The organism is Paraprevotella xylaniphila YIT 11841 (assembly GCF_000205165.1).
Lineage (GTDB): Bacteria > Bacteroidota > Bacteroidia > Bacteroidales > Bacteroidaceae > Paraprevotella > Paraprevotella xylaniphila.
Window position 1 is genome coordinate 1 of record NZ_GL883856.1, and the last position, 21273, is coordinate 21273.

General features: G+C 40.1%; 18 protein-coding genes. 15 read left to right on the forward strand and 3 right to left on the reverse strand.

The genetic code is table 11. The features are described 5' to 3' along the window. From HMPREF9442_RS08495 to HMPREF9442_RS08560, 14 genes are all read left to right on the forward strand, one after another. A partial coding sequence (locus tag HMPREF9442_RS08495; RefSeq protein WP_008627526.1) for a PD-(D/E)XK nuclease domain-containing protein occupies positions 1-255 on the forward strand: 255 nt, incomplete at its 5' end. Positions 256-765: 510 nt separating this feature from the next. Further along, positions 766-2298: an MATE family efflux transporter gene (locus HMPREF9442_RS08500; RefSeq protein ID WP_040602854.1), complete on the forward strand. Its 1533-nt coding sequence runs from the start codon at positions 766-768 to the stop codon at positions 2296-2298. Next, a complete protein-coding gene (locus HMPREF9442_RS08505; RefSeq protein ID WP_338117939.1) occupies positions 2258-4036 on the forward strand; it encodes a thiamine pyrophosphate-binding protein in 1779 nt (592 codons plus the stop codon). Before HMPREF9442_RS08500 ends, HMPREF9442_RS08505 begins: the two co-directional genes overlap by 41 nt. Before the next feature lie 14 nt (positions 4037-4050). Next, complete coding sequence (locus HMPREF9442_RS08510) at positions 4051-5190, forward strand: polysaccharide pyruvyl transferase family protein (RefSeq protein ID WP_008627530.1); 1140 nt, start codon at positions 4051-4053, stop codon at positions 5188-5190. Between the two features lie 14 nt (positions 5191-5204). Then, positions 5205-6008 (forward strand): DUF4422 domain-containing protein, encoded by an 804-nt coding sequence (locus HMPREF9442_RS08515; RefSeq protein WP_050795508.1) that lies wholly within the window; start codon positions 5205-5207, stop codon positions 6006-6008. A gap of 12 nt (positions 6009-6020) precedes the next feature. Next, positions 6021-6659, forward strand: coding sequence for a DapH/DapD/GlmU-related protein (locus HMPREF9442_RS08520; protein WP_008627532.1), 639 nt, complete (start codon positions 6021-6023; stop codon positions 6657-6659). Next, positions 6653-7999: an O-antigen ligase family protein gene (locus HMPREF9442_RS08525; RefSeq protein WP_008627533.1), complete on the forward strand. Its 1347-nt coding sequence runs from the start codon at positions 6653-6655 to the stop codon at positions 7997-7999. Before HMPREF9442_RS08520 ends, HMPREF9442_RS08525 begins: the two co-directional genes overlap by 7 nt. Next, a complete protein-coding gene (locus HMPREF9442_RS08530) occupies positions 7965-8771 on the forward strand; it encodes a glycosyltransferase family 2 protein (RefSeq protein ID WP_008627534.1) in 807 nt (268 codons plus the stop codon). Before HMPREF9442_RS08525 ends, HMPREF9442_RS08530 begins: the two co-directional genes overlap by 35 nt. Next, positions 8768-9790: a glycosyltransferase family 2 protein gene (locus HMPREF9442_RS15365; RefSeq protein ID WP_008627535.1), complete on the forward strand. Its 1023-nt coding sequence runs from the start codon at positions 8768-8770 to the stop codon at positions 9788-9790. The genes HMPREF9442_RS08530 and HMPREF9442_RS15365 overlap by 4 nt, the downstream gene beginning before the upstream one ends. A 59-nt stretch (positions 9791-9849) precedes the next feature. Further along, the gene (locus HMPREF9442_RS08540) at positions 9850-10935 is read left to right on the forward strand and encodes a glycosyltransferase family 4 protein (protein WP_157183532.1); all 1086 of its coding nucleotides are present in this window, start codon (positions 9850-9852) and stop codon (positions 10933-10935) included. Further along, positions 10932-12044, forward strand: coding sequence for a glycosyltransferase (locus HMPREF9442_RS08545; protein WP_008627538.1), 1113 nt, complete (start codon positions 10932-10934; stop codon positions 12042-12044). Before HMPREF9442_RS08540 ends, HMPREF9442_RS08545 begins: the two co-directional genes overlap by 4 nt. 40 nt (positions 12045-12084) lie before the next feature. Then, a complete protein-coding gene (locus tag HMPREF9442_RS08550) occupies positions 12085-13230 on the forward strand; it encodes a glycosyltransferase (RefSeq protein ID WP_008627539.1) in 1146 nt (381 codons plus the stop codon). A gap of 14 nt (positions 13231-13244) precedes the next feature. Continuing rightward, a complete protein-coding gene (locus tag HMPREF9442_RS08555) occupies positions 13245-14426 on the forward strand; it encodes a radical SAM protein (protein ID WP_008627541.1) in 1182 nt (393 codons plus the stop codon). 200 nt (positions 14427-14626) lie between these two features. Next, positions 14627-15709, forward strand: coding sequence for a glycosyltransferase family 4 protein (locus HMPREF9442_RS08560; protein WP_420850127.1), 1083 nt, complete (start codon positions 14627-14629; stop codon positions 15707-15709). Here the strand turns inward: HMPREF9442_RS08560 and HMPREF9442_RS08565 are convergent. The 3 genes from HMPREF9442_RS08565 to HMPREF9442_RS08575 are packed head-to-tail and all read right to left on the reverse strand — an operon-like array spanning position 15672 to position 19405. Beyond that, on the reverse strand, positions 15672-18581 hold the full coding sequence (locus HMPREF9442_RS08565; RefSeq protein ID WP_008627545.1) for a golvesin C-terminal-like domain-containing protein: 2910 nt from the start codon (positions 18579-18581) through the stop codon (positions 15672-15674). The two genes, HMPREF9442_RS08560 and HMPREF9442_RS08565, sit on opposite strands and share 38 nt — an antisense overlap. Continuing rightward, on the reverse strand, positions 18581-19135 hold the full coding sequence (locus tag HMPREF9442_RS08570; protein ID WP_008627547.1) for a 1-acyl-sn-glycerol-3-phosphate acyltransferase: 555 nt from the start codon (positions 19133-19135) through the stop codon (positions 18581-18583). The genes HMPREF9442_RS08565 and HMPREF9442_RS08570 overlap by 1 nt, the downstream gene beginning before the upstream one ends. After that, positions 19136-19405, reverse strand: coding sequence for a hypothetical protein (locus HMPREF9442_RS08575; RefSeq protein WP_008627549.1), 270 nt, complete (start codon positions 19403-19405; stop codon positions 19136-19138). Positions 19406-19595: 190 nt separating this feature from the next. Here HMPREF9442_RS08575 and HMPREF9442_RS08580 point away from each other — a divergent pair, with 190 nt between their 5' ends. Next, positions 19596-21233, forward strand: a complete 1638-nt coding sequence (locus HMPREF9442_RS08580) for a diphosphate--fructose-6-phosphate 1-phosphotransferase (RefSeq protein ID WP_008627564.1) — start codon at positions 19596-19598, stop codon at positions 21231-21233. Positions 21234-21273: the final 40 nt, after the last annotated feature.

Here is a 21273-nt window from a genome sequence, read left to right on the forward strand (position 1 = left end):
TTCAGCCTCCTTGGCGCGTACGTGGACGTGGAAGTACGTACCCCGATGGGACGGGTGGATTTGGTGATACGCACGGCCACCACGCTCTACGTCGTGGAGTTGAAACTGAACCAGTCGGCCACAGCCGCCATGCAACAGATTGACCTGAAGAACTATCCCGAACGCTTCGTCCTGTGCGGCTTGCCCGTGGTGAAAGTCGGCATCAACTTCGACATGGAACGGCACACCCTGAAAGATTGGGTAATCACTAACTAAAATACACCCAAGGGAATTTCCAAAAACATCCTTCATCCTTCAGGATGTATGGTAAACATCTATCATACAAAACATTAGGAACTGAACGATAAAATCTCATCTTTCAGTTCCCTTTCATGGCAGAAAGCCGTCAAACGTTCTGCGCCAAATGATTTTTCAATCTAAGCCAAACGATTTTTCATTCTCCGCAGATTGGTTTTCCGTTCTCTTCCAAAGGAAATGAAACGTGGCTGAAGGATAGCTGAAACATCCTTTAGTCCATAACGCGCAAACAATGAATTAATTAGCATGCATCCTGAAAGATGAAGGATGTTTTTGGGAAAACTCCTGTATAGGAAGGAAGAAGTTGTAATCATCCATAAGGTCATTGCTTCTTGTTTTCGGAATGGAAAGCGATAACTTTTATATTAACCTTCTGGATAATAGAGCTTTGATACCATTCAAATGTCAGGAGGAGCAGGTATTATAATCTATGATGATATCCCATATACCTTTTAATTAACAGGCAAAGTGGAAAAAAGCAATAATAGAACAAGGCTTATAAAAAATACAGCCTTTTTATATCTCAGGACATTTTTATCTCTTGTCATCAGTCTGTATACTTCTAGAGTGGTACTTTCCACACTGGGTATAGAGGACTATGGAATATATAATGTAGTAGGTGGATTTGTAGCCATGTTCGCATTGGTTTCAGCATCACTTACTAACTCTATTTCCCGTTTCATTACTTTTGAATTAGGACGAGGGAATAAAATACGATTAAACAGAATTTTCTGCACTAGCATTAATATACAAATAGTCCTTTCAGCCATCATTATTATATTAGCTGAATTGGTAGGCGCATGGTTCATTTACACAAAAATGAATATTCCTGAAGGAAGAGAATTTGCAGCCTTATGGGTTTTTCAATGTTCATTATTGTCTTTTATACTTGGACTTATCAGCGTCCCCTACAACGCACTCATTGTTGCCCATGAGCACATGAAAACCTTTGCCTATATTGGCTTATGGGAATCTCTACTAAAACTTGGAGCTGTTTACCTGCTTGTGCTGTTTGCAATGGACAAGCTTATTCTATATGCTATTCTTCTGACCTCCATAGCACTACTCTTAAGATTGGTATATGGAGTTTACTGCAAAAAACATTTTGAAGAATGCCGTTACCACTTTATCCTCGATAAATCTCTTTTTAAGGAAATCGGAGCTTTTGCAGGATGGTACCTTTTTGGAACAAGTGCTTATATATTCAATACCCAAGGAGTGAACCTTATTATCAATATCTTCTTTGGAGTGGTACTCAATGCGGCACGTGGAGTGGCTACTCAGGTGGATTCGGCGGTCCGGATGTTTGTGAGTAATTTCACGACAGCATTGAACCCTCAAATCATCAAGACATACGCAGAAGGAAATGCTACAGAATCTTTCAAATTGGTGTTCAAAGGAGCAAAGTTCTCATTCTTTCTCATGTTGTTTTTTTTAATACCATTGGTGTTGGAAGCCGACTATGTCTTAGGGCTGTGGTTGAAAGAAGTTCCTTCTTATGCTCCTTTATTTCTGAGATTAGCACTATTTGTAGCTTTGGCAGATTTGCCAGGTGCACCACTCACCACTCTGGCATTAGGTACAGGAGACATCAAACGTTATTATCTTTACGTGGGAGGATTTGGATGTTTGGTATTCCCTGTCACATGGTTGCTATTTAAATTAGGTTGCAATCCCGAAATCTATTACATTGTTTACATATTAGACAATATACTCCTCATATTTGTCAGACTCTTCCTTTTAAAAAGGATGGTGAAATTCCCTGTCCGTCGATATGTAAATGAGGTACTGAGTATTGTTTTAATAGTTCTGCTTGTTTGCTTTATTCCTCCTATTTCGATTGTTGAGATTCTGCCTCCTTCATTTGGAAGACTTATACTGACATGTATGGTAAGCGTCATATCAGCAATCCCCGCGATGTACTATATAGGTATGACGCGTTCAGAAAGAATCACAGTGTGTGACATGGTTAAAAATAAACTCAAACGAAGAAAACAATAATAATATGGATTTACATTATACGGCAGAGAAAAATTCTCTTATTCTGATATCACTCTTAAAAGCCCATGGAATACGTAATATCATAGCTTCTCCAGGAGCAACGAATTTAAGACTTGTAGCCAGCCTCCAACATGATTCATATTTCAAGATTTACTCTTCAGTTGATGAACGCAGTGCGGCCTATATGGCATGTGGACTGGCAGCAGAAAGCGGAGAACCGGTAATGCTAAGTTGCACGGGTGCCACATCATCTCGCAACTATATGCCGGCATTGACGGAAGCCTATTATCGTAAGCTTCCCATTCTTGTGGTAACTTCTTCGCAATATTCGGAATGGATAGGCAATTTAAAGGATCAGGTAACCAATCGCATACAGTTACCGGCTGATATAGTAAAAAAGAGTTTTCAGGTGGATGAGATTCATTGCGAACGACAGGAATGGAACGCAATAAATAAAATCAATGAAGCCATACTTGAACTTACAAGACATGGAGGAGGGCCGGCACATATCAATCTGATTACTTCTTATAACCCGGATTTTTCCATAACTGAACTTCCGTACACTCGAGTTATCCATAGGTACAGCCATAAAAACGAACTCCCGTCATTACCCCAAGGTCCGATAGGAATCTTCGTCGGTTCGCATAAAAAGTTCAACCAGCAAGAAGAAACGAGCATTGAGGCTTTCTGTAAAAAGCATCATGCCATCGTATTTTGTGACCATACTAGTGGATATTATGGGAAATACAAAATGAATTACTCTCTCATTCAGTTGCAGAGTGGTAAAATCAAACGTTCGTTGAAACTACTGATACATTTAGGAGAAATTTCCGGGGATATGTTCAATATCAGTCCTTATGCACAAGAAGTATGGCGCGTGAGCGAAGATGGTGAAATCCGAGACCCTTTCAAGAAGTTGGTAAATGTTTTTGAAATGGATGAGACTTTCTTTTTTAACCATTATGCGAAAGAAGATTGCACTTACCCTATTGACGAATATCCATCTTATAAGGAAGAGTATGAAGCTATAATGCAATCTCTACCGGATTTGCCATTCTCAAATATATGGATGGCCTCTGTAACCTCCGGAAAATTACCGGAAGGAACGGTATTACATTTAGGCATCCTAACCTCTTTGAGATCATGGAATTTCTTCAAACTTCCCCAAGGAGTTACTTCATTCTCCAATGTGGGTGGTTTCGGTATCGATGGCAATATGTCCACCCTTATAGGGGCTTCATGGGCACATCCCGAAAAGTTATATTTGGGTGTGGTGGGTGACTTATCATTCTTCTATGACATGAACTCACTCGGAAACAGACATGTGGGCAAAAACATAAGAATCTTATTAGTTAACAATGGAAAAGGATGTGAATTTACTCATCACATGAATATGGGATCAATGTTAGGACAAGAAGCCTACCCGTATATTTGTGCAGAAGGACATTATGGAAAGCAGTCTCCAAAATTGGTACGTCATTATACCGAAGATTTGGGGGTTATTTACCTCACTGCTTCCAGCAAAGAAGAATATGAAAAACTCTTGCCAGATTTTTTAAACCCATCATCCGAAAAGCCCATTTTATTGGAAGCTTTTACTAAGGATGTGAACGAAAACGCAGCCTTAAAAATAATGTCAACTATCAAGCAATCCAATAAAGAGCAATCGAAAGAAATGGTAAAGAAGATGGTAGGTGAAGAAGCTTATGGCATACTCAAAAAGATATTCAAAAAATAAAAAGGAAAGTATATATGAAGAATGCAGAGGAAAAACTGAAAGTATGCCTTGTGACATGGTACGGCAGCAATAATTACGGTACCAATCTTCAAGCCTATGCCCTTTATACAGTGCTTCGTTCCAAGGGGATTCATGTGGACATGATAAGACCGTTTTGCGGACGGAAAAAGTTTCACCAATATCCTGGACAACAAAGGGAACTCCGTTCCAAATGTGTTGCGTTAATTAAAAAAGTATTAGGCATAATAAAACCAGAGCAAGTCCGTCAAACGAAAATTATGAAATTCTTGAAAAATGAATTTTGTTTTACTCCTCTTGTTACCTGTCCAAAGGATATTGAATTATTGAATAAGCAATACGATAAGTTCCTCACGGGAAGCGACCAAATATGGAATCCATATAATCTTGATACGTTCTACATGCTTGATTTCGTGAAAGAAGATCAAAAGAAAATAGCCTATTCTTCTTCCATAGCGGTTAGTAGGATTCCAGAAGAGAAACAAGACCTATACAAAAAATATCTTTCTTCTTTCAGTGCAATCTTTTGCAGGGAAGAAACAGGGTCAAAAATGTTATCTGCCCTTACGGGAAAAACAGTAAAAACGGTATTAGATCCGGTTCTTTTACTCGATGAAAATAGTTGGATACAATTCTCCCACAAGGGGTCTCTCGTGAATCGAATATCCGTTTCCATACCTTATATATTCTGTTATTTCATTGGTGACAAGGACTTTGAATGGAAGGCTTTGAAAACAATAAAAGAGCAATATGGGATTAATCGGGTTATTGTATTCAGCGTGGCTCCTCCGACTTGCAAGATAAAAGGATATGAATATTTGCAGTCGGCAGACATCTATGATTTTGTATGGTTCTTACATCACGCGACTTATGTCGTGACAGATTCTTTTCATAATGTGGCCATGAGTTTAAAACTGAAAAAGGATTTTGTGGCACTTATGCGCTGCAAAGAAGACCAAAAATCCGAGAATTCACGTATGTATGATTTCCTTGCCTCTTTTGGACTGGAATTTAAAATATATAACCCAAACTGTGCGGATTATTTGTCTCCCGTCCCCTATGAAAGAGTGTATCCACAACTTGAAACAAGAATCAAGGAGTGCACGAATGAACTTATAAATAAATTAAATGAATAAAAAAAGGAAGAAAGATGAAATCTATGATATTGGTAGCTTGCCACAAACCCTGTAACATGTATAACAAGGGAATATACACTCCCATTCAGGTTGGAAAGGCCATATCTGAATATGACTTGGGAATTATCGGAGATGACACAGGGGATAACATCAGTCAAAAGAACCCAAGTTATTGTGAACTGACGGCCCAATACTGGGCTTGGAAGAATGTAGATTGTCGGTATATAGGTTTATGTCATTATAGGCGGTATTTCGAAACCGTTTATACGGATGAACTATTGGAACGACTCTTTTCTAAATATGATGTAATATTACCAAGGCCTATTTACAGTGGGGTTAGGGATACGATGTTGAACAAACTAAAAATGAACATTGTACCTGAAGATTATGCCATATTTTTTATGTCAATACGTAAACTATATCCTGAGTATGAAAAAACAACATTGCAATACTTGGCAAGAAATGCGGATATACCTTATAACATGTTCATTATGAGAAAAGAAGCTTTCAATCAATTCTGCCAATGGCAGTTTTCCATCTTGGAAGAATGCGAAAAGCATGTAAAACCCTTACCATATTCGAGGTACAACCGTATTTATGGATATTTTGCTGAATACTTACTACCCATATATTGCCTGCATAACCAAATGAAAATACATCATGATGGAATTGTAAATATGATTGGAGAGCATGAAAAAAGGCAAAGTTGGATACGAAAACAACTATCTGCGCTTTTTTGCCAATCTCCAGCGAGTTCATTTGACGATATCATTGGAACGTCTGTATTAGTGGGAATGAAAAATGATGGAATTTTATAGTGCTAACTTTTTATGGAAAGTGGAATAGTATATAATATAATACGTCTAATAGTTACTTTAAAGGAAAAAGTAAGTATGTCCATTTCTTGGAGATACAATATGTTATATGCAAAAGCAACAGGATTACAACCCAAAGGACGATTTAAAATATTAGGAAAGATTCATATTCACAAAGGTAAGAATGCGATATTCTCTACGGGAGAGAACTTTTTATTTTTATCTGGATCAACTTATAACCCCTTAACAACTAATGCTCATGGATGTATCTTTATAATGGATAATGCAGTGCTTGAAATAGGTAAGAATGTTGGAATGAGTGGCACCATAATCTGGGTCGCAAAACATATAAAAATAGGAAACAATGTGAAAATAGGGGGAGGCACTACGTTGATGGACACTGATGCCCATTCACTTTCTTTCAAAGATCGTAGAAATGAAATTTCTGACGCAAAAAACAGAATAGATAAAGAGATTATCATCGAAGATGACGTTTTAATTGGAGCTAATGTTATAATCCTAAAAGGGGTACATATTGGAGCACGTTCTATTATAGGTGCAGGAAGTGTAGTAACTAAAGATGTACCAGAAGATTGTGTAGTGGCTGGAAATCCGGCAAAAGTTGTAAAAATACTTAAGAAAGTAATATGTTAAATATATTGTTGTTTGCTATATTAGCATTCACAGTAGTAGCAACCTTAATTCGTCCTTCGTATGGATTAGCGTGTTTCATATCTGCAAGAATTTTAATACCTGAAGTTGTCCGGACCCCAGGTTTTGAAGGACTTAGTTTTAATAGCACACTAATACTCATTATTGTTATAAGTGTATTGGTTAATGGCCTTGCTAAGACTTATGTACGTTTGGTTAAGGATTCATATTTTAAAGCTCTTGTATTTTTTATATGTTCATGTGCTGTGCTTCTACCTTTCTCTGATTATGAGGATTTGCAATTCCAATATAACTCATTAATACAATTTCTCCTTACGGACATACTCCCTGTTATATTAGCAATTGCTGTTGTTAGAACAAAATGGGATTTAAAAATAGTAATACAGACCTTTTTATGGTCAACTATATTATGCTGTGTTTATGCTATAATTGCATATCTTATGCAAAAGAATCCGTATGTAAATTATTTCCAAACAATAACAGGATGGAGAGATACATCGTTGGTGAAAGAAGTATGGTATACAACTGGTCGTGGAGTTTCTACATCAGGAACATTTTTACATGCAAATGGATTTGGATATTTTATATCCATGTCAATACCTCTATTCGTATATCTTCAATATACAGGGCAATATAATAAAAGAACCATATTTATAGCATTAGCTCTATTGATTGTTAATATTTTCTTATGTAAGAAACGTTCACCAATTGTTTCAATAGGTGTTTTTCTTATATTGTGGATGTATTTGAAGCGAAAAACATGGAATGTATTATTATATATGAAAGTGTTTTTATTGGGGGCAGTAGTTTTATTGGCTGTTTTTATAATTCCTGCGTTAGAAAGTATAAGGTCTATGATAGAGACATCTTTCTTTTTTTGGGATGATAAATTGTTAGCTGCAAAAGATGTTGGAGGGTCAAGTTGGGAGCTAAGAATTCTTCAAGTAACCTATCCATTTATAAAAGTCAAGGACAATATATTGTTTGGAAAAGGATTTGGGTGGTGTTCATGGTATCTAAATCAATATGAGTTACATCCTGTATTATTTGGTTTTGAAACTATACTGTCTACAGCTGTATGTCAATTCGGAATTTTAGGCTATTTAATGTATTATATGTTATTTTATCAATCCTATAAATATAGCCGACCTTATAAATATGGAAAAGTCAATTATCAATTATTAGCTTTGGTTACAATGATTGTTTTAATTGTTGCTACAGGACTCAACTATTTTTTCTTCTTTGGAATAGGGAGTGTAATTATGAACAAACAAGAAATATTTATGCATGAAAAGGATATCCATAGTTACAGTGTGCTTTAATTGTATAGACACAATTGAACAAACAATTAAAAGTGTAATATCACAAGATTATCCGAATCTGGAGTATATTATAATTGACGGTGCAAGTCAGGATGGTACTTTAAATATAGTAGATAAATATCAAAATTTTATTGCAAAAGTACTTTCAGAACCAGATAGAGGCATATTTGATGCTATGAACAAATCACTAAACTATGTTACGGGAGAATATGTGCTTTTTATGAATGCAGGTGACAGATTTGTGAGTAGTCATATTGTATCGGATATTTTCGGAAAACAAGAGTATCATGAAGATTTAATTTATGGGGATGTTTACATACAAAATGAATTAGGATATTTATTTTGTAAAGCTGATGCTATTTACTCTAAAAAGCCGACAAAGAAAGAACTGGTCTTTAAATCACAAGGCTTCTGCCACCAATCCTTATTCACAAAAACTTCTATGCTGAAAAATGTTGGGTTTAATTTGAAATATCCATTAGGAGCGGATTATGATACAACGGCACAAATCTACTATAAGGGAAATCAAGAGATATTTTATGTAGGACAACCTATATCCATTTTTGACGACCGTACAGGTGGGGCATCTCACAACAAAATAGTGCAAATATTAAAAGAGAGAGCAGATTTTTTTGGATATAAGCCATTGATCTGCGTGTACCTTTACGCATATAAAGAGATTATAATAAATAAGGTGAAAGCAATAATAGAAAGCTTATTCCCTAATATCGTAAGAACACAACGAATGAAAAAATATAAAGTAGAAATATGATCATTAAACAACAACCTCTTGTCTCAATTATCATGCCTGTTTATAATACAGGTAATATTATCACAAATACCTTGGATAGTATATTATCACAATCATACACGAATTTTGAGTTGATAATAGTAGATGATGGTTCGACAGACACAAGTGGACATATATGTAGTACTTATGCAGCTAAAGATAAACGAATACGACTTATCAGACAGCAAAACAAGGGAATTTGTAAGGCAAGAAATGTTGGAATACAATTAGCAAAGGGTAAATATCTAGCATTCTGTGATCATGATGACATATACCATACGTCTTTACTTGAAACTACGGTAAAGTATGCGGAAGATTTTAACTTGGAAGTTATTAAGTATTCTGTTGAAATTCAGAATGAAATAAAAGGAAATATAACCTATAATCGCCATATTGGGAAAGAAAAAAGATTTCAGTACTTTGACAACAAGCAAATCAGACAAGAATTCCTGCATTTGATTAATACCGGATTTTGTAACACTATTTGGAGTGCAATGTACAATGCATCCTTATTTAAAGACGGAGCTTTATATTTTAATCCATGCTACAAACATGGCGGAGAAGATTTTGATTTGAATATTCGCTTATATCCCAATGTTAAGAGTCTAGGAATACTTCAAGATGTGTTATATATCCATTATTTACGCAATACATTATCTACATCCGCAAAATTTTACGATGACGTATTACAGCATTCTCAAAAAGAATTGTACAGTATCAATAATTTGCTTTCTAATGGAATTCCAATAAATAAAAAAGAATACACCTTATATTGTAGTGAAAAAATAACATCCATATTATCCTATGCAGTAATGATGGGAAAAGACAGGATGCAAATAACCCAACTACTAAATAACTTGTTTACTTTCATTAATTGGAATAATACAATTCCAATGCCCGTAGGTCGAGAGTATCTAAAAGGTTGGGTCTTAATACTTTTAAGACATCGTTTATTTGGGGTTCTTTCTGCATTGTTTTATTTTTATAAAATGAAAAAATGAAAATCGTGTATTGTTGTCCCCAATTGTTCCATCCAGGAGGAATGGAACGTATAATATCCATGAAAGCCAATTATTTAGCTGATGTGTATGGGTATGAAGTTTTTATTATTACGGAAAAACAATTTGGAAACAAACCTTTCTACGAACTTTCAGATAAAATAAAGCATATAGATTTAGGATTAGATTATGATGGATTGACAGGTTCTTCATTATTGAAGTCTGTAATAAATAGAATTGTCCTTAAAAGAAGACAAAAACGTTTCCTGAAAAATATTTTGGAAGATATTAAAGCCGATATAGTGATTTCTACTTTTTTTAGTGAAGCATCCATTTTGCCCTCAATACACGATGGTAGTAGAAAAATATTAGAAATACATTTTTGCCGAGGAGTAAAAATGATGTACGCCAAAGCTTTTCGCTTCTCTTTTGTAAAGAAATGTCTATACTATATCCAACAGTCCATTGACGAACATATTATTGTTCCCAAGTATGATCGCTTCATAACATTAACGGAGGAAGATAAACAACGTTGGAGAACTATAATCCCCAATGTTGCAGCTATACCTAATATATTAACATTTAACAATACAGGATTAGTTGGTTTGGAAGCAAAACAGATTATTGCAGTAGGGAGGTTGGATGCTCAAAAGGGCTTTGACAGGTTAATAAACATATGGGCTAAAGTATGCTGTCATTTTGATTGGAATTTAAAAATTGTAGGTGCAGGATGCGACCATGATAAATTACAGGATTTGATTAAAGCGAAAAATGTAGAAGCATATACAACATTGATACCTCCTACTCAATTTATTTATGAGGAGTTTTGTTCTTCATCTATTTTTGTTATGACCTCCCGTTATGAGGGGTTACCTATGGTAATGTTGGAAGCCATGTCCTGTAGCCTTCCCTGCATAGCTTATGATTTTAAATGTGGCCCTCGCGACATAATAACAAATGGATATAATGGTTTTATATGTAAAGAAGATGACGAACAAGACTTCGCAAATAAATTATCACTATTAATAACAAATCAGGAGTTAAGACTTAAAATGGGACTTAATGCTCGTGCAAGTGTCCAAAAGTATAAAGCAGAAATTATTATGCCTAAATGGAAAAAACTATTTGAAGAAATCATAGAAAAATGAATATACTCATACTTAATCCAATTTTATATACGGCAGAACGGAATATCATACCTAATGTTGATTCAATAAAAGACACAATGATATATAATATGTGCATTGGTTTTGTTGCTTTAGGGCACAATATCACATTATGCGCAGCGGAAGAGTTCCGTCCTCAAAAAAGAGAAGACTACGATTTTGATGTGCACTTTTTCCGTTCTGATTGGACACATTTTTTTCCACCATCTTTGCTTCCTTTCTCTAAAGACTTGTTACACTATATTAAGAAGTTTCATAAGGATTTTGATTGTATCCTCACAAGTGAAGTGTTTGCAATTCATTCTTTGATGGCTTCCATCATTTGCCCTCAAAAAACAATTGTATGGCAAGAGTTAACTTCACATCAAAAAAAGATGTTTCAAGTTCCATCAAAATTATGGTATAATATCATTGGACGATGGTTTATGAAAAAGATAATAGCTGTCGTTCCTCGATCTATTTATGCATATAATTTTGTACGAAATTATATTCCACAGACTTCAAAAACTATTGTAGATCATGGAATTAATATAAATAAATTTATCTATACAGAAAAGAAAAAAAGGCAGCTTATTAGTTCTTCGCAATTAATTCATCGAAAAAATATAGATGGCATTATCTTAAAATTTGCCAACTTGCACCTTGAGAAAGGTTATGAAGACATCAAACTATTAATAGCAGGACGTGGTAACGAAGAAACTTATTTAAAACAAATGGTTAAAGATTTAGGATTGACAGATTTTGTGGATTTCTTAGGGTTTCTTCCACAAGAGAAACTTTCAGAATATGTACGTACCTCCTTGGCCTTTTTGGTAAATACCCGACAAGACCTAAATATGGTATCCATACCAGAAAGTATATGTTCCGGCACTCCTATATTAACAAATTCCATACCTGCGTCAGCAGAATACATTAAGAGGAAACAATTGGGTATAGTAAAGGATGATTGGGGAGTAAATGAATTGAAGAAAATCATAAATGAGAATTTTATTTACGTTAGAAATTGCAAAGCCTATCGGAGTCAACTTACAAATATTGAGTCTGCTAAACAGTTAATATCAATATTCAATCAGTACAGCAAAAAAGATTGATAGATTTGGAATATGTATTTAAAACCTTTCTTTCAATACAATGAAAATCTTATTAGCCAATAAATTCTATTACCGCCGGGGCGGTGATTGCGTCTACGTGCTTAATCTGGAGCGGTTATTGAGGAAGCACGGACATGAAGTGGGCGTATTTGCCATGGACTATCCGGAGAATGTAGACACGGAATGGAAGCGGTATTTTCCTAAGAAGATGAGTAAATTGATGGCTTTCACACGGCCTTTCGGGTCAAGAGAAGTAAAGGGGAAATTCAATAGGCTGTTGGATGATTTCCGTCCCGATGTGGTACATCTGAACAATATCCATACTCAACTTTCTCCAGTGTTGGCTGAATTGGCACACAGACGTGGCATAAGGGTCGTGTGGACGTTGCATGATTATAAATTGCTGTGTCCGCGATATGATTGCCTACTCAATGGAAATACGGTATGTGAAGCTTGTTTCAAAGGGGATAAGAAAGCATGTCTGAACCATAAGTGCATGAAAGGTTCCAAACTAGCTTCTTTCGTGGGTTTTCGTGAAGCAAACGTGTGGAACCGGCAGCGATTGGAAGCTTCAACGGATGTGTTTGTCTGTCCCAGCCGCTTCATGTCTTACAAAATGGCGGAGGGAGGATTTGATGAGAAAAAGATGGTTGTGCTCTGTAATTTTATTGATTCGGAAAGGTGTCGAAGGGATAATTACGACAAAAGGGATTACTATTGCTATATCGGACGATTAAGCCAAGAGAAAGGGGTGAAAACGTTAATAGAGGCTGCCAACCGACTTCCGTATAAAATGAAGGTTATCGGTGATGGGCCGCTCTTTGGCGAGTTGAAAGCCATTGCACATAGTCACATTGAATTCCTAGGACATAAGGATTGGGATGAAATTAAGGTACTTGTGGGACAAGCTCGTTTTTCTGTGGTACCTTCTGAGTGGTATGAAAACAATCCGTTGTCCGTAATAGAAGCGCAATGTTTGGGTACTCCGGTACTCGGTGCCCGGATCGGTGGCATTCCGGAACTGACCGACAAAACTTTCATTAGCGGAAATGTGACTGATTTGAAAGGAAAAATAGAAGAAATGTGGAATACGCCTTTCGATTATCAGCAGTTGGCTGAGGTGTCACAAAGGAAATATGATGCGGAATCCTATTACAACCACATGGTTAAAGTGTATTCAAAATAAATTCATAAAACATTATGGCAGAAAAGAAACTGAACGGTACGGTCATCGTGACGTACCGATGTAATGCGCGTTGCTCCATGTGCAACCGCTATAAAGCTCCCTCGAAGGCGGAGGAGGAAATCTCTATCGAGACGATTAAGAAGCTCCCGAAGATGTATTTTACGAATATCACCGGAGGGGAGCCGTTTATCCGTACGGACTTGAAGGAGGTGGTACGTGAACTGTATAAGAAGAGTGACCGTATCGTCATCTCTACCAACGGCTTTTTCACGGATCGTATCATCGAACTTTGCAAGGAGTTTCCACAGATCGGTATCCGTATTTCCATTGAAGGGTTGGAAAAGACCAACAATGAAATCCGTGGCTTGAACGATGGATTTCGCCGTGGATATAATACCTTGAAGAAACTGCGTGAGATGGGGATGAAGGACGTGGGTTTCGGCATGACTGTGCAGGACAAGAACGCGCCGGACTTGGTGCCGCTGTATGAGCTCTCCAATAAGATGGGGATGGAGTTTGCCACGGCTTCCCTGCATAACTCGTTCTATTTTGTAGAAGCTAAGAACATCATCCACGACCGTCCGATGGTGGCGAAGAATTTTGAGAACTTGGTCAATGAACTGTTGAAGTCTAATTCGCCTAAGAAGTGGTTCCGTGCTTATTTCAACCATGGGCTTATCAATTATATCTACGGGCAGAAGCGCCTGTTGCCTTGCGACATGAGTTTCGACACGTTCTTCATTGACCCTTACGGGGATGTGATGCCTTGTAACGGAACAAAAGACAAGGAGGTGATGGGCAACTTGAACCGGCAGGCGTGGGAGGAATTGTGGAACAGTCCTGAAGCTGAGAAGGTACGTCGGAAAGTGCGTGGTTGTAACCGTAACTGTTGGATGATTGGCTCGGTGTCTCCGGCCATGCACAAGTATATCGCTACACCGGCCTTATGGGTGGCCAAACATAAGCTGAAGTCGCTTTTAGGCATGAAGTATTCCATGTATGAGAATCCTGTATGCTGTGATTACCGCGACGGGAAAGTGACTAAAGAACAACTTGACCGTTTGTCTACGTGTGACGTGAATGCGGAAATCAATAACGGTCTTTCCGATGATTCCAAAGCAGCCTTGAAGGGTAAACGAGGTGAGGATATTGTGAATGCCGATGTGGCCAGGCAAGGGTATGAGATTACCCACTAATGCTTTCCTTTACCCGTCAGCCAAAGCCAAAGGGCAGAAAGGCACGCCAACGATAGGATGCCGACATATTGGAGTGTTTCTTTGATTCGGGTGGCAAATGCTCTCATGAGTTCTCGAAGTTGTGGTATTTGCATGTAAAAGTAATGAATTATTTTCAATGCGGATGGTAAAATGAAGAAAATAGTAGTAGAACTCGTGGCATTCCCGGTGTCATGGGTGGGGTGGAGACGCATTGTGAGGAATTGTTCCCACGTCTGGCTCAACAGGGATGGGATGTGACGGTGGTGCGCCGTTCCGATTATGTGAAGGATGGCCTGAAGGAGTGGAAGGGTGTCCGGCTCGTCACGCTTCCTTCCCCCAAGAAAAAATCGTTCGAGGCCATCATCCATACTTTCCGTGCCATCAACGAAGCCCGGAGGTTGGGGGCTGACATCTTACATGTCCACGCCATCGGTCCCGTCTTGCTCGTACCGTATGCCAAGATGTTGGGGATGAAAGTGGTATTTACCCATCATGGGCCGGATTACGACCGGGGCAAGTGGGGGCTTGCGGCCAAAACGATGCTGAAACTCGGCGAACGCATGGGGTGCATGTTTGCAGACGATGTCATCGTCATATCCGATGTGATTCGTAACCTGGTAAGGCAAAAGTACGGACGGACAAGCCGTGTACACCTTATATATAATGGGGTATCCCAACCGGAAATTTGCGATGAGCCTGAATATTTTGAAGAATTGGGAATCGAGAAGGGAAAATATATTTTAGGCATGTGCCGTTTTGTGCCGGAGAAGAATTTGCACCATCTGGTAGAGGCGTTCATCCAAATGGAAAATAACGAAAGTATCAAGTTGGTTCTTGCCGGTGATACTGATTTTGAAGACGACTATTCCCGGTCGTTGAAAGAGACGGCCAAAGCAAATGGGGTAGTGTTGACTGGTTTTGTCAAAGGGCGCAAGCTCCATTCCTTGTTGACCCACTGCCGCTGCTACTGTTTGCCGTCAAGCCACGAGGGGCTTCCGATAGCCTTGCTTGAAGCTATGAGTTATGGCGTGGAAGTCGTAGTCAGCGACATCCCTGCAAACCTTGAAGTCGGCTTGGCCAAGGATTGCTATTTCCCAGTAGGAGACGTTGGGGCATTGGCACAAAAATTGGACAAGATAGCTGCTTCACCTTTAAAACATGTTGGCTACGACATGTCGAAATACGATTGGAACCGGATTGCCACGCAAGTAGAGGAAGTCTATCTTACCTTGACAGCAGGAAACTCAGGAACGCACCCATGACCTTGTCCCTGTCGGCGGCATATTTGATGCACTCGAAAGGGAATCCCAAGGTAATCGCATGGTAGTCTTCCCCTTGGTAGGCTACGGCGGCCGAATAATTGGTAGGCGTATATAATAAGGTGGAAAACGCTTCGGGAAGGGGTATCAGGCAGTCCGCATGTGTGACGGCATAATGTTGGGAATTGAGTTCCGTGTACAAATGAAGGGTGGTATTCATGCCCGTGGCTTGAGAATAGGCATCCAAGGTGACCGGAGCGTATGCGTCTACTTTCAGCGTATTGCGCAGGAAGTCTGCATTTTCCTTTTGTTTCTGGTCGCGGGCAATATAGGCACCGCTCACCAACAGGCTGCCGCGCATGCGGGTAAATTCTTGTAACGCACTACATAAAACAGGTGTCAATGACGGATACGGTCGGGTACTGTATCCGTCATTTTTTTGCAGGCCCAGTATCAAATCCACTATATTGTATTCATTCAGGTTTACCATTTGTGCCTCTACTGCCGCACGGGAAGCGGATGCAAACGAGTATTTGCCTGCGGTGGCTATGGCTTCACCGTGTATGCGGCTATGGTCGAATGTGTTTCCCGTTATCATCTTGCCTTCAAGTTCATTCCCGCTAAAGCCCCACGCGCTTTTGGGGTTCAGTTCTGTGTTGAATACGATTTGCCGACCGCAGAATCCGGGAGAACGCATATAAGGAACACCGGGATCCGCTGACAGGTCGAATCCCCGGGTCGAATCCGTCTGGATAACCTGTGGCCCGGCCACCCTCTGGAAGCCGTCGATAATCAGGACTTTGGCAAAGGCGTTTTTGGCTATCATGGCCGACAGTTCCTCCGAAGGAAAACTCTCTCCACCGTCGTTCACGGCTGTCACTTTGAACGAGTAAACCACATTCTCCTCCGCACGGAACGAGAACCGAGGCTCATGTACAAATGTGCCATTGTCATAACCATGTTCTCCTTGCCGGGTATACACAATGTAACCTTTTGGAGTTCCAGAGGGTTCAAGCTCGTCTTGTTGGGGAAGCCAGGATAGCGTTATTTCCTTTTCATCCGGGTTTAAACGAGTCTGGAAACAAGTAACGGGAAGGGGCTGTACGGCATAACCTGCCTCATGTTGATAGGATGTATATTTCAGTACTCCTTTATATATGGCCCGTGCCAAATTGAATTTGAATGCAGGGTCGTGTCCCAAAGCCATATCCCGGAAATTCTGGTGGGATAACATTTCCAATATCATGGCCGGGACTTGGGGTTCGCGCGTTTCACTGTAATTCCGGTCGAACATTTGGCGTCTTTTCCATTGTCCGTAAAGTCGGTTCAAATCCTCGTCCACTTGCGTCATGACCACATCGCATAACTCACGTGATGCCAATCGTGACATTCCGGCCGCAAACTTCCCTTCATTAAAATCCGTGGTATAAATACCTAATGTACCGACAAAAGTGCTGTCGGGGGCTATGCCGGCGTCGCTATGAAGCGCGATGGCCAGTTCAATCGGTACATGCAATCCGCTGTCGGCCGGAAAATAAGAAGAACCTCCGGCCAGATAGTTCGTCATATATGAACGGACATTGATGTCATCGCTATAATCGTTCGTTCCGTTTCTACCGCTATATACGGAATAAGGCATACCGCTCCATTGCGCATTGTAGCGGGCTCCTTCCAAGTACCTCGGGAAACCGCTTACCACTTCCTGTAAAGAATCTCCACGGGCAATGTTTCCCATCCCGCCTCCGAATCGTACGGCATCTGCTGTCACCGTTCCGCGATGGTTGCTCAGATTGCTTAAACTGACATAATTGGAATGGGGTTGGTCTTTGTCGAAATCAAACGTCCCGAGATAAACCCAAGTTCCTCCTCCCATTTGTTGGTTGACTTTGAAGGTCGTAGACACACCTTGGTGGCGAACCACATAATGGGCGTCGGAAACACTCGTGGGCAAGGTCACGTATGATACATATACGGCGTAGCGTCCGGACACAGGCATATTGGGCGTCCAACGTATTTCGGAAGCCTGGCTTTTTCGAGTTACCGTATGGGTACTGCGGACTGTCCCATCCGTAAAGGGGTTCTCGCCGTCGAGATAAGTCTGTTTGAGTGGTGCAAATCCCATACCTCCGTTTTCCCATACGTATTTGTTTTCATGTTCTGAATATGTTCCGCCCGAATCCCGGGTGTCATTGTCCACTATCACTTCGTGGGGCTGCCAATCCCTTTCACGGGGAGTAAAGACGTATGCTCCGGCATTTTCCAACATGGGGATTAAGTAGGGGATGACTATCGTTTGAGTGAACAAATCTTCTGTCGTGCAGTATAAATACGGCCGCTGCCACATCCACTCTTTTTGGTCGTTCTTGTAATAGCGTCCATGGCTGGCCCAAACAGACAAATGGCGTTGTTGCATACCTTTGGTGATAGGATAGGGGCGTTGCATCCGTTCCACCCACGGCGCCCCGTGATACAAAGCCTTCCCCCATTTCTTTTGCACTTTCGATGAAGCTCCGTTCATGTCCGTAACAAGATGCTCTATGGGGATTCCGTTACCGTATATAATAATAGTATAAGCGTTGTATGGCGCAGGAAGCAAACGTTTTACGGCACGATAGATTTCATCAACCTTATCCCTGCTAAAAGACTGCCCGGCAAAGAGTTCATTCAGGTAAATCTCTGCCGTCCGTGCAGAAGCATCTACCTTGACCGTTTCTATCCGACAGCGGTCGGTGGCTGTGGTATAAGATATCTGATAGTCAGAGAAATAATCACCCAATTTGGCTTTTACTATTTTCTCACCACTCTGTGAATATACGGAAAGTCCCAGCAAGAATGCTCCCGCCAGGACCATAAGCCTTTTTTTCATACTTATCATTATTTTAATCCGGTTGCGAACTTTTCAGGATGTCGTCCTGTGAAATCTTTGAAGTATGTTTTAATGTCGTTCATCTGTTCATCTATGTTTCCGTTGGGGATGATTACCTGAGTGCAACGTATAGTTTTGGTTGGATAGTCAACTCCATACAGTAAAATAGGCAGCCCGGCTTTCAAGGCGATATAATAGAATCCTTTTTTCCATTCTTCCGTACGTGAACGAGTGCCTTCCGGAGTAATGCAAAGGTGAAAATTATCCCGTTCCCGGGCCACTTGTGCCAACTGATCCGTCATACTCATCTTCTTGTTCCGGTATACTGGGATTCCTCCCAACCATCGCATTAAGATTCCCAAAGGCCAGAAAAACCATTCCTTTTTCATTAAGAAGTCGCAACGGAAGTCCATTGCACGGCTATAAAGCACTCCTAGCACGAAATCGAAATTACTTGTATGAGGTGCCAGTGCAATGATATACTTATCTCCCATGGGGACCGTCACGTCTACTTTCCATCCCATCACCCTGAACAGGAGGAAACTGCAAAAATGCCGGCTCATTTAACAAAGCTGACTGATTGTGCTGATGATATCGCTGACTTGTGCATTGAAATCCATACGCAGCTTCTTGTAGAATCCTTTTACGTTTCCTGGTTCCGTATGACTGATCCTGCTGACAAATTCATCATGCATCAACAATATGCGGACCATTACGTTGTCCACATCTTCTTGTTTTATATCTACTTTGTAATGCGTCAACGCTACGCATTCCGCAAACAGTTCACTACAGATATAGTTGATATTCTTTTTTAATGTCTTTCTTTTAGCCATATTCTTTGATTTCAAATAATGATGTAAATCAGTAACTATAGACAAAGGTACGTAAAGTTGGTGATATCGGGAAATTTTATAGAAGAAAATAAACCGTATGTTTTTGGGGTGAGAGTTTCTTCATTCCGACAAAAAACATTAATTTTGCATGCAGAAAATTCTTTTTCAACAAATTATTAAGTAACACGACATGGAAAAAAGTGCATTGCAAATTGCAAGAGCGGCTTATCAGCCCAAGTTACCCAAAGGATTGCAGGGTAACGTATCTGTAAAGGAAGGCGCACCCACGCAGTCTGTGGCCGACCAAGAGGAAATCAAGAAATTATTCCCGAACACTTATGGAATGCCTCTCATTGAGTTCGTTCCGGGCGAGGCTCAATCTTACGCCCCGTTCAACGTCGGTGTAATTCTTTCCGGTGGCCAAGCTCCCGGCGGGCATAATGTCATTTGCGGCTTGTTCGACGGTATTAAAAGACTGAACCCAGAAAGCAAGTTGTATGGCTTTATTTTGGGACCTGGCGGATTGGTGGATCACAAATACATGGAGTTGACGGCTGACATCATAGACCAATATCGTAATACAGGCGGTTTTGACATGATCGGTTCCGGACGTACTAAACTTGAAAAAGAGGAACAGTTCGAAAAGGGGCTTGAAATCATCAAGGAATTGGGTATTAAAGCCATTGTCATCATTGGTGGTGACGACTCCAATACGAACGCCTGTGTCTTGGCTGAATATTATGCTGCGAAAAAATGCGGTGTGCAGGTTATCGGTTGTCCGAAGACCATCGACGGTGATTTGAAGAACGACCAGATTGAAACTTCTTTCGGTTTCGATACGGCTTGTAAAACGTATGCAGAGGTTATTGGCAACATTCAACGCGATGCGAACTCCGCTCGTAAATATTGGCATTTCATCAAGTTGATGGGACGTTCGGCTTCGCATATCGCTTTGGAATGCGCTTTACAGTGCCAACCCAACATTTGTATCGTATCGGAAGAAGTGGAAGCCAAAAACCAGACTTTGGATGATATCGTTACTTATATTGCTCAGGTTGTAGCCGACCGTGCAGCCGATGGAAACAATTTTGGTACGGTATTGATTCCGGAAGGCTTGATTGAGTTCATCCCGGCGATGAAGGCTTTGATTGCAGAATTGAACGACTTGTTGGCAACTCCGGAAGGTGCTGCATTGGCTAAGGACCAACAACGCGAATGGATTTTGAATAAACTTTCTGCAGCAAACAAGGCTGTATATGAATCTCTTCCCTTGGGAGTAGCTGCCCAGTTGACTATGGAGCGTGATCCGCATGGAAACGTGCAGGTTTCATTGATTGAAACGGAAAAACTGTTGTCTGAAATGGTTGCCAACAAGTTGGCTGCATGGAAGAAAGAAGGTAAGTTCAACGGTAAGTTCTCGGCGTTGCACCATTTCTTCGGCTATGAAGGACGTTGTGCTGCTCCTTCCAACTACGATGCTGATTATTGTTATGCTTTGGGTACAAGTGCCGCCATGTTGATGGCTAACGGCAAGACCGGTTATATGGCTATTGTGAAGAACACGACGGCACCGGCTGCTGAATGGATTGCCGGTGGTGTGCCCATCACCATGATGATGAATATGGAGAAGCGTAATGGCGAAATGAAACCGGTAATTAAAAAGGCATTGGTTCGTTTGGACGGTGCCCCGTTCAAGGAATTTGCATCGAGACGCAACCAATGGGCTCGTGAAACTTGTTTCGTATATCCTGGCCCGATACAGTATTTCGGTCCGACCGAAGTTTGTGACCAAGCAACCAAGACTTTACAATTGGAACAAGCTAAGTAATTCATTTATAGATATGCAAGTCCCTTTGTCCATTGATAAA